The 13154-nt window shown below is 47.5% G+C and carries 14 protein-coding genes and 1 tRNA gene; 4 read left to right on the forward strand and 11 right to left on the reverse strand.

Going from position 1 to position 13154, the window contains the following annotated elements; all coding sequences use genetic code 11:
* The 11 genes from VGB26_15100 to alaC all read right to left on the reverse strand — a co-directional run.
* Window positions 1-563 (reverse strand): class I tRNA ligase family protein (locus VGB26_15100; protein HEX9759100.1); only part of this gene is annotated, 563 nt, incomplete at its 3' end.
* Window positions 564-573: 10 nt separating this feature from the next.
* Entirely contained in the window at window positions 574-1236 is a 663-nt protein-coding gene (locus tag VGB26_15105) for a protein-L-isoaspartate(D-aspartate) O-methyltransferase (GenBank protein ID HEX9759101.1), read from the reverse strand.
* 14 nt (window positions 1237-1250) lie between these two features.
* Window positions 1251-2009: a 5'/3'-nucleotidase SurE gene (surE, locus tag VGB26_15110; protein ID HEX9759102.1), complete on the reverse strand. Its 759-nt coding sequence runs from the start codon at window positions 2007-2009 to the stop codon at window positions 1251-1253.
* A 163-nt stretch (window positions 2010-2172) separates the two neighbouring features.
* A tRNA-Pro gene (locus VGB26_15115) sits at window positions 2173-2249 on the reverse strand.
* A 108-nt stretch (window positions 2250-2357) separates the two neighbouring features.
* Window positions 2358-2723, reverse strand: a complete 366-nt coding sequence (locus VGB26_15120) for a MerR family transcriptional regulator (GenBank protein ID HEX9759103.1) — start codon at window positions 2721-2723, stop codon at window positions 2358-2360.
* A gap of 209 nt (window positions 2724-2932) precedes the next feature.
* Complete coding sequence (locus VGB26_15125) at window positions 2933-3208, reverse strand: integration host factor subunit alpha (protein ID HEX9759104.1); 276 nt, start codon at window positions 3206-3208, stop codon at window positions 2933-2935.
* 106 nt (window positions 3209-3314) lie between these two features.
* On the reverse strand, window positions 3315-4883 hold the full coding sequence (gene cimA, locus VGB26_15130) for a citramalate synthase (protein ID HEX9759105.1): 1569 nt from the start codon (window positions 4881-4883) through the stop codon (window positions 3315-3317).
* 22 nt (window positions 4884-4905) lie between these two features.
* Window positions 4906-6123: an aspartate kinase gene (locus VGB26_15135; GenBank protein ID HEX9759106.1), complete on the reverse strand. Its 1218-nt coding sequence runs from the start codon at window positions 6121-6123 to the stop codon at window positions 4906-4908.
* A gap of 4 nt (window positions 6124-6127) precedes the next feature.
* Window positions 6128-7204, reverse strand: coding sequence for a threonine synthase (thrC, locus tag VGB26_15140; protein HEX9759107.1), 1077 nt, complete (start codon window positions 7202-7204; stop codon window positions 6128-6130).
* Between the two features lie 3 nt (window positions 7205-7207).
* On the reverse strand, window positions 7208-8542 hold the full coding sequence (locus VGB26_15145) for a homoserine dehydrogenase (GenBank protein ID HEX9759108.1): 1335 nt from the start codon (window positions 8540-8542) through the stop codon (window positions 7208-7210).
* The gene (gene alaC / locus VGB26_15150) at window positions 8539-9720 is read right to left on the reverse strand and encodes an alanine transaminase (GenBank protein ID HEX9759109.1); all 1182 of its coding nucleotides are present in this window, start codon (window positions 9718-9720) and stop codon (window positions 8539-8541) included. Before alaC ends, VGB26_15145 begins: the two co-directional genes overlap by 4 nt.
* Before the next feature lie 241 nt (window positions 9721-9961).
* Here alaC and VGB26_15155 point away from each other — a divergent pair, with 241 nt between their 5' ends.
* From VGB26_15155 to VGB26_15170, 4 genes are all read left to right on the forward strand, one after another.
* Complete coding sequence (locus tag VGB26_15155) at window positions 9962-10231, forward strand: hypothetical protein (protein HEX9759110.1); 270 nt, start codon at window positions 9962-9964, stop codon at window positions 10229-10231.
* A 220-nt stretch (window positions 10232-10451) separates the two neighbouring features.
* A complete protein-coding gene (locus VGB26_15160) occupies window positions 10452-11192 on the forward strand; it encodes a pyridoxine 5'-phosphate synthase (GenBank protein ID HEX9759111.1) in 741 nt (246 codons plus the stop codon).
* Window positions 11192-11575 carry a holo-ACP synthase gene (gene acpS / locus VGB26_15165; GenBank protein ID HEX9759112.1) on the forward strand — a complete coding sequence of 128 codons (384 nt, stop codon included), beginning with the start codon at window positions 11192-11194 and terminating at the stop codon, window positions 11573-11575. Before VGB26_15160 ends, acpS begins: the two co-directional genes overlap by 1 nt.
* Window positions 11576-11596: 21 nt before the next feature.
* Complete coding sequence (locus tag VGB26_15170) at window positions 11597-13141, forward strand: NAD(P)H-hydrate dehydratase (GenBank protein ID HEX9759113.1); 1545 nt, start codon at window positions 11597-11599, stop codon at window positions 13139-13141.
* Window positions 13142-13154: the final 13 nt, after the last annotated feature.

Consider the following 13154-nt stretch of genomic DNA (forward strand, 5'->3'; position numbering starts at 1 on the left):
GGTTTGGAGGATTTCCAAAGGGCGAAATCTAATGGGTTTCGCTTTCGGCTGTCCACTTCAACCCGTGCCCCGGCCATCATTTCTTCCAAGTTTCGCTTGGAGAGTTTTCCATATTCGGGGAATTGATTTACCGCGAAAAACACATCGCCGTCTACGGCATAAGCTGTATTTTTTTCCATCAGTTTAGAGATGATGGTTTTCATCTCTTCGATATGTTCCGTTGCCTTGGGCTCCTGCTGAGGGGGTAATACCCCCAGCCGTTTCATATCGTTTTCATATTCTTTGATGTATTTGGCCGCAATGTCTTTCCAGGGACGACCTTCTTCTTGTGCGCGGTTAATAATTTTGTCATCCACATCGGTATAATTTTTGACATAAGTGACTTGCTCGCCTTTAAATTCGAAATAACGGCGGATCATATCAAAGACGATGGCGGAGCGGGCATGGCCCAGGTGGCATTTGTCGTAAACGGTTACACCGCACACATAGATTCCAACGTGGCCTTTTTGCCGTGGCTGGAAGACCTCTTTTTTCCCTTTGATTGTGTTGAAAATTTTAATCATGCCAAAGCCGTTAACCCCCGTTATCGGTTTCTACCTTCCATCCATAGGTTCCAATTAGGGGTACGAAGACGCAGGGGGTATGAGATGAGGTTATCAGTCCTGCACGGGTTTTTATGACTTTTTTTAAGGTTTGAGATTTCCGGTCACCCACGGGAATGATCAACCGACCTCCGTCAGCCAGTTGGTCCACAAGAACTTGGGGAATGTCTGGAGACCCTGCTGTGACTAATATGGCATCAAAAGGGGAGCATTCTTTCCACCCGTATGTTCCGTCGAATTGTTTAATGACCACATTTTGATATTGAAGTTTGTCCAAAAGATCCCGGGCACGAAGTGCCAAGCTTTTGATCCGTTCAATGGAATAGACTTTCGCTGAAATTTCAGCGAGAACTGCGGTTTGATATCCTGATCCGGTGCCGATTTCCAAGACCTTTTCGGTTCCTTTCAACGAAAGGGCTTCGGTCATCAGTGCGACCATCAGGGGCTGGGAGATGGTTTGTTTTTCACCGATGGGGAGCGCATGGTCTCCATAGGCCCGTTCCCAAAGGGCCTCTTCGACAAAAAGATGACGAGGAACTTTGCCCATGGCCTCTAGAACACGGGGATCTTTAATCCCCCTGCTGATGAGTTGTTCCTCAACCATTTTTTTTCTTGCGCGATCGTAAGCGTCCAAGGTGAGCCCTGATTTTACGATGGATTTAGATCGGGTAACCACGCTTTGAGTTTCGGTAAGGCGTCATAATGGGTCAGATCCAGGTGGACCGGCGTGACCGATATTTGATTGGAATCAATGGCAATGTTGTCGGTTTCTTTCCCTTCTTCCCATCGGATTTGGTTTCCGGCAATCCAATAGTAATGTTTTCCGCGGGGATCGATATTTTCGATGACCAGATCTTCATCATAAATCCTTTTTCCCAAAGAAGTCATTTGAACTCCTTGAATTTCTTTGGAAGGGAGATTGGGTACATTGACATTTAAAAGGGTGTAATGGGGAAGCCCTCTTTTTAGGATTTGAGTCCCCAGTTTTAACGAAAAGTCGGCCGCCCCTTCAAAATTAAAATCTTTTTTGGCGACTAAGGAAACGGCAAAGGAGGGAATTCCCAACAGAATGCCTTCCATGGCAGCGGAAACTGTTCCCGAGTAGGTGACATCATCACCTAAATTTCCGCCCTTATTGATCCCCGAGGCCAGAAGAGCCGGTTTTTCCGGTAATATATGGTTCACGGCCAGGTTAACGCAGTCAGTGGGGGTTCCATTCACACTGTACACCCGTTCTTTTAAACATTCGACGCGGAGGGGTTTATGGAGCGTAAGGGCATGGCTGGCGGCGGTTCGCTCCCGGTCGGGAGCAACCACGTATACCTCTCCAAGTGCGCCTAACCGTTCCGCAAGGAGGTGTAAACCGGGGGAGTGGACACCATCATCATTGGAAACCAGGATAATCAAACACGTTCCTCTGTTTCATAATAAAAAAAGCTGCCATCGCAGCTGTGATTTTTTCGTTCCCGTCTTTCTCATTGTCGATGATGGCCAGGGGAGGTCCGGGAGGTACTCTGACTACCGAAGCTGGGCAGCGGAATTTCCACTGCCCAGGTGTTGTGGTAAAAAATGGTCGGGGCGACTGGATTTGAACCAGCGACCACTCCCACCCCAAGGGAGTGCGCTACCGGGCTGCGCTACGCCCCGGACTTGAAGGGGATCCCTGCCTTACGGTTTTTTTTGGATCCTGAAGAGTTTTAAATCCCGGTTTTTTATCTATCGCCATTCAATCCCTATTTTTTTTTCTAGGTGGAATTAATTATCCTTTGGCCCAAGGGTTTGCAGGATGTCTTCAAGCTCTAATTTGATCCGGTTTATGATTTTGGAGTTTCCTTTTTTTTCCTGATCTTCTTTCTTGGGCTGTCGTTCTTCATTGATTTTCTTTTTTGCACCAGCAATGGTAAATCCTTCTTCGTACAACATTTTTTTGATTCGCAGGATGACCTGAATATCCCGGTCTATATAAACCCGCTGGCCTCCCCGATTTTTTCGGGGGTGGAGGGTTGAGAATTCCGCTTCCCAAAACCTTAAAACATAGGGTTCCAGACCGGTGATATGACTTACCTCGCCGATCTTAAAGAAAACCTTTTCGGTTTGTGTTTTTCCTTCGTGTATGAGCATCTCTTGAATTGAATCCAAGATCCGATCAGTGAATTCCGATAAAAACCACAAGGTTCAGGTTCATCGCCACTGTATTAGGTCCACCCGTTTGCCTTTTTCTTTCCAGCGGATTGGACCTTAGCTTCTCTTTTTCCCGTATGGAGATGAACCCATTAGGGTAGAGGTAAACCCGATCCATAACACACGTTCCGATAAACGGGAAAAGGAACTTACGGGTTTACAAATTTTTTAAAGACCTGGCTTGGCCGGAAGGTAACGACTTTTCGGGGCGTAATTCCGATTTCTTCCCCCGTCTTCGGATTCCTTCCTTTTCTGGCTCTTTTCTTTCTTACTACGAAATTTCCAAAACCAGCTATCTTTACAGTCTCACCCTGTTGGAGTACCGATTTGATCGTATTGAGTATGATCTCAACAATATCTGCGGCTTCTTTTTTCGATATTCCCACTTTCTCATATACGTCATTTGCAATATCGGATTTCCTCATCCTTTCCTCCCGGTGGAATCGGTCTCAAAGCAAGAAATTGGGTTTAAAATACAATAGGTTGTCATTAATGTCAAGCAGTTTTAGAATCGCTGCTAAAGGTAACCTTCTAGGATTCTTCTTTTAGAAGTTTATATTCAATACTGTCTACCAAAGCCTGCCAGCTGGCTTCAATAATGTTTTCCGATACCCCCACGGTTTCCCATTTCCGATGCTGGTCTCCTGATTCGATAAGAACCCGAACTTTCGATGCCGTTCCCTGGTTTGCAGCCAGAACGCGAACTTTATAGTCCAGCAGGCGAACGGATTTGAGAGAGGGATAGAATTTCTCCAAAGCCCGTCTTAAGGCATGATCCAGCGCATTCACAGGGCCGTCCCCCACGGCGGCTGTGTGCTCAATTTCTCCCTTTACCTTTACCATGATGGTGGCCTCTGAAATGGGATTTTCCCCTTCCTTCCTTTTCTCCACAATGACCCGAAACCCCACCAGGTCAAAGAACCGTTTATAGGTTCCCTTAGCTTTTCTCATGAGAAGCTCAAATGAACCCTCGGCCCCCTCGAATTGGAACCCCATTTCTTCTAATTCCTTGAGGGTTTTCAGTACCTCCTGGAGTTTGGGGTCCTTTTTTTTCATGCGAATGCCGTAATCTTTTGCTTTAATTAATAGATTGCTTCGCCCGGCGTAATCGGAAACCAGGATGCGCTGCCGGTTTCCCACATTGCCGGGGGGGATATGCTCATAGGTCTCCGGGTTTTTTTGAACGGCGTGAACGTGGACTCCTCCCTTGTGGGCAAAAGCCGATTCACCAACATAAGGCTGATGCTTGTTGGGGGAAAGATTGGCAATTTCGCTCACGAATCGGGAGGTTCCCAAAAGGTTTTGAAGGCGCTCTTTTGAAAGGCATTCAATGCCCATTTTGAACTGCAAATTGGGAATGACCGAGCAAAGGTTGGCGTTCCCACACCGTTCTCCAAAACCATTGATGGTGCCTTGAACCTGTGTCGCGCCTAACTCCACCGCGATCAGCGAGTTGGCCACTGCCATTTCTGAATCATTGTGTGCATGAATCCCAAGGGGGATACTGATTTCCCTTCTGACTTGACCGAAGGCGGTCCTCAACTCCCAAGGCATGGTTCCCCCCTTGGTGTCGCATAAGATGATACATTCCGCTCCAGCCTCTTGGGCTTTTTCAAGGGTTTTGATGGCATATTCCGGGTTTGCCCTAAATCCGTCAAAAAAGTGTTCCGCGTCGTAGAATACCCTTTTACCTTTAGAAATCAGATAGGCAACGGAATCTTCAATCAGTTCCAGGTTTTTTTTCAATGATACCCTTAAAATTTCCCTGGCGTGGAGATCCCAGCTTTTTCCAAATATGGTGACAATCTCGGTCCCGGCCGCCACCAGTTCTTTAATATTTGAATCCTTACCGACTTTGGAGTCTCCTTTGCGGGTGGAGCCAAAGGCCACGACTTTTGCATTTTTCAGGTTAAGTTTCCGGACCTCCTGAAAATATTTGACATCTTTTGGGTTGGCCCCCGGCCATCCTCCTTCAATGTAGGGAACCCCCAGTTCATCCAATTTCTGGGTGACTCTTAATTTGTCTTCCACCGAAAAGGAGACATCCTCTGCCTGAGCACCATCTCTTAAAGTAGTGTCGTAAATATCAATCAAAGGCATTGGGGTTCCTTTAACCTTCTGTTTATTTTTTCCCAAGTTCAAAGGCATCGTGTAAGGTCCTCACCGCCAATTCCGCGTACCGCGCATCAATCACACAGGAGATTTTTATCTCGGAGGTGCTGATCATGAGAATATTGATCCCTTCCTGGGCCAGAGAAGAAAACATTTTTGCCGCGACCCCTGAGTGGGACCGCATCCCCACACCGATAATGGAAACGTTGGCCACGTCTTCTTTGATCTGGACTTCCTTTGCCCCGATTTCCTTTGTGATTTTTGAAACGAGTTCCCCTGCTTTTTTTGCATCATCCCGTGGAACGGTGAAAGAGATATCGGTGAGACCGTCGTGGCTGATGTTTTGAATAATGGTATCCACAATGATGTTGTAGTCGGCTATCGCAGAGAAAATCCGTGAAGCAATTCCGGGTTTATCCGGCACGGCGGGAATTGTGATTTTCGCTTGGTTTTTATCATAGGTGATACCTGAGACGACCACTTGTTCCATTTCAAGGTCCTCCTTTGTGACCAAGGTTCCGGGGTTATCGTTAAAACTGGAACGAACCCTCACAGGGACCTGGTAGATCATGGCAAACCCCACCGAACGGGTATTGAGTACTTTTGCCCCTAAGGAGGCCATCTCTAACATCTCCTCATAGGAAATCTTGTGGAGCTTTCGCGCGGAAGGAACGATATTGGGATCGGTGGTAAAAACCCCATCCACATCTGTAAAAATATCGCAGAAGTCCGCCTTCAGGGCTGCCGCCAACGCCACCGCGGTGGTGTCGGATCCTCCTCGTCCAAGGGTGGTGACGTCTGATTTTTGATTAATGCCCTGAAACCCGGCGACGACAGGAATCACACCTTCCTCAAGGGCTTCATTCAGCCGATCCGCAGAGATTTTTTCAATTCTTGCCTTTGTATGAACGCTGTCGGTAAAAATTCCCACCTGGCGGCCGGTAAAGGAGCAGGCAGGTACTTTCAGTTGCTGAAGGGCCATACTCAACAGGGCAATGGTCACCCGCTCACCGGTGGAAAGGAGCATGTCCATTTCCCGTTCGTTGGGGGCTTCACACACCTGATGTGCCAGTTGAATGAGACGGTCGGTCTCCCCTCCCATGGCGGAGACCACAACCACTATTCGGTGGCCTTGATCTCGAGTTGCCGCAACCCGTTTAGCGATTCTTTGTATCCGCTCAACGCTTCCCACGGAGGTTCCTCCATATTTTTGAACGATCAAGCTCATAACTTTAAAGACCCATTACCTTGGCCACTTCCTGGAAGTCCGCTTTTACGGAAATGGGTTTTTGAGAAACCTCCAGGGCTATTCCCGCATCTTTCAATCCATGGCCTGTCAGTGTGCAGACCACAATCCCTCCTTCTTGGAGTTGACCCTTTTGATACCATTTGGCCAAACCGGCAACGGATGCGGCGGATGCCGGTTCGCAGAATATTCCCTCCAAACTGGCCACCTTTTGGTAAGCCTCCAGTATCTCCTCATCGGAAATCCGATCAATTATTCCCCCTGATTCATCTCTTGCCTTCAAGGCGCTTTTCCAACTGGCGGGATTGCCGATTCGAATGGCGGTTGCAACCGTTTTGGGATTTTCGACCACTCTTCCTAACACAATGGGAGCGGCTCCTTCTGCTTGAAAACCCATCATTTTTGGAAACCGGGTAATTTTATTATGCCTGCGGTAATCTTGATAACCTTTCCAGTAAGCGGTAATGTTTCCTGCATTTCCAACGGGCAAAAAATGAAATTCAGGCGCTTCCCCCAAAGCATCACAAACCTCAAAGGCGGCGGTTTTCTGGCCCTCGAGGCGATGGGGGTTAATGGAATTGACCAAAGTAATGGAAAAATCAGTGGACAATTGCTTCACAATACTGAGTGCTTGGTCAAAATTACCTTCCACTTGAATCACCGTGGCACCATGGATGATGGCTTGGGCCAGTTTTCCCATGGCGATTTTTCCCTCGGGAATTAAAACAAAGGTTTCAAGACCTGCATGGGCACTATACGCTGCAGCGGATGCCGATGTGTTTCCAGTGGAAGCACAGATGACGGTTTTGGAGCCCGCTTCCACCGCTTTTGAGATGGCTAGAGTCATCCCTCGGTCTTTAAAAGATCCTGAGGGGTTCATTCCTTCGAATTTAAGATACAATTCAACGGTGGGCGCAATGACCTGGGCCAGTCTTTTGGCTCGAAATAAGGGGGTGTTTCCCTCCAACAGTGTCACAATGGGTGTTTGTTCACTGATCGGGAGATAGGGGGCATATTCCCGGATGACCCCCTGCCAGTTTTTTTTTCGAGGTTGTTGGTCCATTCTTTATTCCTCTTCCCCTTCCACTCGAATGAGAACGGTTTCATTAAGAACTTGGGACATGTTTTGAATTTCTTTCAAAGCCAACTGCACATTTTTTTCCTGGGCCCGGTGGGTCATCATCACGACCGGGACGGCCCCATTCTTTTTTCTCCCTTTTTGGAGAACGGAAGATATACTGATAGAGTGGTCCCCCAGGATACCGGAAATTTTGGACAAAACCCTGGGCTGATCCTGAGCCATAAACCGAAGATAATAAAGACTTTCGATCTGCTCAATGGGTTTAATTTTCAACACCCGTCTTTGTTTAAGAGGATAGGAGGTAGCCGGAAGTCTACCGGCGGCCCCTTTCAGGATATTTCTTCCGATTTCCATCATGTCACTGACCACTGCACTTCCTGTCGGGAGATCCCCTGCTCCCCGCCCGTAAAATAGGGTTTTCCCCACGGCGTCTCCCTGGACATATACGGCATTATAAGCCCCTCCCACCGTTGCAATCAGGTAGTTTTTGGGAACCATGGTGGGATGGACTCTGGCTTCTACCGTATTGATTCCTCCTTTTGCAATAGCAAGCAGTTTAATGACATACCCAAACTCCTTGGCAAATTCGATATCGATGGCGGAAACCTTTGAAATGCCCTCGGTATAAATCTCAGAAAGTGAGACGGGGGTTCCAAATGCCAGCATTACCAATATGGCCAATTTGTGGGCCGAATCGATTCCTTCTATATCCAGGGTAGGGTCCGCCTCGGCAAAACCGAGCTGCTGTGCCTCTGCTAAGCACTGCTCAAAACTTTTTTCCTCCTCTGACATTTTGGTCAGAATGAAATTGGCGGTCCCATTAATAATGCCAAAGATGGACTCGATCCGGTTGGCGCTTAACCCCTCTTTCAAAATCCTGATTATGGGAATACCTCCCCCCACGCTGGCTTCAAAAAAAAGATCTACACCTGCTTCCTCGGCGGCTTGAAAAAGGTCTTCCCCGCATTCAGCCAATAGGGCTTTATTAGCAGTGACCACATGTTTTCCTTTTTTGAGCGCCTCTAAAATGAATTCACGGGCTGGGTGATGACCTCCAATTAATTCCACGACGATTTCGATTTCGGGATCATTTAAAATGGTTTGGGCATCAGGAATCAGTATTCCAGGGGCGAGGGTTAGGCCTCGATCACGTTCCACATCCAAATCTGAAATTTTTTTGATCTCTAAGGAAGTCCCTAGGCGTTTTTCGATCACGTCATGATTGTCTTGAAGGATTCGGACCACTCCCGTTCCCACAGTGCCTAAGCCGATGATTCCGACCATAATCGGTTTGGGTTTGTGAAGGTTCCGGATACTCATGAGGGTCCCTTTTTGAGAATGTTTTTGATCCCTTGGATTGCCTGGCGGGTGCGGTGTTCATTTTCAACCAAAGCAAACCGTACCGAATCGTCTCCACTGGCTCCAAAACCGATCCCCGGAGAGACGGCCACTCTGGCTTCAGTTAAAAGGCGTTTGGAAAATTCCAAAGAACCCATTTCCCGAAAGGGTTCCGGAATTTTTGCCCAGACAAACATGGTGGCCCGGGGTTTTTCCACTTTCCATCCGATCCGGTTTAGTCCTTGGACCAATACGTCTCTGCGGTTTCGATAGATTTCCACCACCTCCTGAACACAGTGTTGGGGGCCGTTTAAAGCGATAATGCTTGCAATTTGAATGGGCTGAAAAATTCCGTAATCCAAATAGCTTTTAATTTTGGAAAGGGCCCCGATCATTTCCTTGTTTCCAACGCAAAAACCCACGCGCCATCCCGGCATGCTATAACTTTTGGACAGAGTAAAAAATTCAACGCCAATATCTTTCGCTCCTGGAACCTGCAGGAAACTGGGAGCTTTATAACCATCAAAAACCAAATCTGCGTAGGCAAGATCATGGATCACCATCATGTTATTCTGTTGAGCAAAATCCACAATTTTTTTGAAAAACCCTTCATCTACAACCTGGGTAGTAGGGTTATGGGGAAAATTGATGATGAGCATTTTGGGCCTGGGCCAAGCCTCATTGTAAGCCTGGGTCATATCTTCGAAAAAATCCCGGTCCGCACTGAGAGGAATGCTCCGGACCTGTCCTCCGGAAATGATCACGCTATAGGTATGAATCGGATAGGTTGGGCTGGGGGTTAACACCACATCCCCGGGACCAATCGCTGCGAGAACCAAATGGGAAATGCCTTCTTTTGAACCAATGGTGACGATTACCTCAGTCTCAGGATCTAAGGAGACCCCGTAGTTCCGTTGATACCAATTCACTATCGCCATTCTTAATTTTTGAATGCCCCTGGAAGCGGAGTAGCGATGGTTCTTGGGATTTTGAACCGCTTCGATTAATTTATCCACCACATGAGGAGGAGTGGGAAGGTCGGGATTTCCCATTCCAAAATCGATTATATCCTCTCCCCGCTGACGCGACTCGATTTTCATACTGTTTACAATGCTAAACACGTAGGGAGGAAGGCGATTTATTTTTTCAAAAGGTTCCATCAGCTAAAAACTCGACTTGTTTTGCTTTTACAACATGATGCGCTGCCTTTGGGGTTCCCTGTTCCCAATAAAAAAAAGGCCGGGTTTTGCATAACCGATTCATAATAAAGAAATAACAGACAATTGTCAAACCATTATGACAAAATATGACAATTAAAACAAAGTCTTACTGGTCACTGGCAGCCCGGTTTTGGAATTGGTATAATAGAGATGTTATGCTTCTTTTATCCGGAGAAATGATATGAAAGAATGGACTGTATTGCACAAAAATTATCAAACAGGAGAAATTAGGGAAATTGGCCGCGTAATTGAGCGTCGAATTATGGAACGGGGCAATAATTTCCTGGACCTCATCCGAAAAGCCCGATTGAACTATGGGCGCCGTCCTTTTGACATTGGGGCTATTTTTCTTGGAAATATTATCGGAGAAGTAAGGAACCGTCAAAAGAACTCCCGCCATTTAAGATTGATTTCCGACCAGAAAATTCAGAAGAAATTTTCTTCCCGATAAACCCCTTCCAAAACCTTTTTTTTATTTCGCCAAAATTTCCTTGACCGATTTCTCGTGTTTTTGACATAATCTAGTCCCGTTCTAACTGTATTGCCTTTAATTCTTATAAAGGGTACGGAGCCGGAGCCCGCTCGGAACGGTACAGGGCGCTCTTTAAGGCGTAGCGGGACAATTCTCTCTTTTTAATTTCTAACATTTCAACCAGAAAAGGAGATCGATTTTGGCACTTTTAGGGGTCAACGTGGACCATGTTGCAACCCTCCGCCAAGCCAGGGGTGGGAAAGAACCCGAGCCCCTTCTGGCCTCACTTTTGGCAGAGCTGGGCGGGGCTGATGGAATTGTGGTGCACCTTCGAGAAGATCGGCGGCACGTTCAGGATCGTGACCTTTTTTATTTACGGGAAATTGTTCAAACCAAGCTAGATCTTGAAATTGCCCCCACCGATGAGATGGTCAAGAAAGCGCTTGAAATTAAGCCTGATATGGTAACCCTTGTTCCCGAGCGACGTGCGGAGCTTACGACGGAGGGTGGGTTGGATGTGGCAGCTCACCGGGAAAAACTCAAAGAAGTGGTTTCCCTTCTTCATGATGGGGGGATCATCGTCAGCCTTTTTATCGATCCGAACCTGGACCAGGTTAAAGCAGCTCATAAACTTCATGGGGATTATATTGAAATTCATACGGGACCTTTTGCCAATGCGACCCGTCCCCAGGAACAAGATCGTGAGGTGGGGCAGATTATCCATACCACCCGGCTAGCCTCTAAGTTAGGGCTAGGCATCAATGCGGGCCACGGCCTTAATTACAGGAACATTAAGCGGTTGGTTTCCATTCCCGAAATTTCGGAGTTTAATATCGGGCACAGTATTGTTTCACGGGCCGTTTTGGTGGGGATGGAACAAGCGGTTCGGGAGATGAAAGCCCTCATTTCAGAGGGGCGTTTTGTAAAAACGGAAAATTAATGATTGTAGGAATCGGAATTGATTTGGTAAAAAATGAACGGATTAAAACTGCGGTTGAGCGCTGGAAAGATCGTTTTCTAAAAAGAATTTTTACCCCGCTGGAACGGGATTATGCGTTTGGATTTGTTCTTCCTTACCCGCATCTTTCCGGTCGGTTTGCGGTGAAAGAGGCTTTGCTCAAAGCGATGGGAACAGGGTTCAGCAAAGGAACCCGGTGGGCTGACATTGAAATTTTGAATAATGGCCAGGGGAGGCCGGAGGTAAAAGTAACCGGCCGGGTCCAGGAGTTGTTAAGGGAAAAGAATGTAGCCCAAATTCACGTTTCCATAACCCATGAAGCGGAATATTCCATTGGCCAGGTCATTCTGACAGGGCGGGCCTAAAACGTTTCCGTTAGGATTTTAATGAAAATTGTAACAGGAAAAATGATGAGAGAGGTGGATCAACGAGCCATTGAAGAAGCCGGGGTTCCGAGCCTTCTTCTTATGGAACATGCCGGTTTGGGGGTCCTACATGAAATCGAAAAACGGTTTGGGGCCTGTTCTCAAAAAGTTGTTTCAATTGTCGCTGGGAAGGGAAACAACGGGGGGGACGGTTATGTGGTGGCACGACATCTCCTGAAAATGGGGGCAATTCCAAAGGTTTTCTTAGCCGTTGACCCCAAACAAATTAAAGGGGATGCGAAAGTCAATCTCTCTCTTTTTGAAAAATGGGGAGGACAAATTTTTACCGTAACCCCGGGAAATCTTAGGACCGTCAAAAAAGATCTTGCCGAGAGTCATTTGATTATTGATGCGCTTTTCGGAACAGGCCTTTCTTCTCCTCTGGAAGGGCTCGTGGCTCAGTTGGTTCGTTTCATTAACAGTTTAAATCTACCGGTAGTGGCGATTGATATTCCTTCGGGAATTCATTCCGATTCAGGTCACGTTTTGGGGGTCGCCATGAAAGCATGGGTTACGGCAACCATGGGACTTCCGAAGCAGGGATGCTATTTTTTCCCGGGGGCGGAATATGTCGGGGATTTGACGATCGTTGATATTGGGATTCCTCCGTCGGTACTTGAACAGGTTAACAGCTCTTTTCATGTGATTACTCGGGATCAGGTTGAATCTCTTTTGCCCAAGCGGCCGATGAAGAGTCACAAAGGTCTCTTTGGGCATGTGGCCGTAGTAGCGGGTGCGCGGAACACGACCGGGGCTTCGATTTTAACGAGTTTGGCGGCAATGCGATCCGGGGCAGGGCTAGTGACCTTAGCCACTCCCGCCAGTATCCATTCTATTGTGGCGGCTCAACTATTGGAAGTGATGAGCCATCCCTTGCCGGAAACACAAAAACAAACTTTTTCCACCAAAGCGGAGGAACCCATCCTATCCCTTCTGAAGGGAAAGCGCGCGCTGGCCCTGGGTCCGGGAATTTCGACGCACCCCGAGACACAAGAACTGATCCAACGAATTTTACCTCAATTAACCGTTCCCACTGTTCTGGATGCAGATGCACTCAATGCCCTGTCCGGTCATCTTGGAATTCTGAAGCGATGTCAGGTTCCCATCATTCTCACCCCTCATCCCGGAGAAATGGGGCGGTTATTGGGAATCACTTCAAGTGAGGTTGAAAAGGATCGCCTTGGGTCAGTTCGGAAACTGGCCCAAACGTGCGGGCAATGGGTGGTTCTAAAAGGGGCCAAAACACTGGTTGCAGATCCTCATGGGGAGACCTATTTAAATCCAACTGGAAATCCCGGGATGGCTACTGCGGGGATAGGTGATGCCCTCACAGGGGTGATTGCAGGGTTTTTAGCCCAGGGTCTTTCTCCATTGGATTCGGCCATTGCGGGGACATTTATCCATGGTTTAGCGGGGGATTTTGCATTGAAGGAAAAAGGGACCCGGGGGTTGATTACGCGAGATTTAATTGAACAGTTGCCGGCGGCCCTCAGAGATTTGGAATAGTTCTGGGGCATGA

The organism is Nitrospiria bacterium, assembly GCA_036397255.1.
Taxonomy (GTDB): domain Bacteria; phylum Nitrospirota; class Nitrospiria; order DASWJH01; family DASWJH01; genus DASWJH01.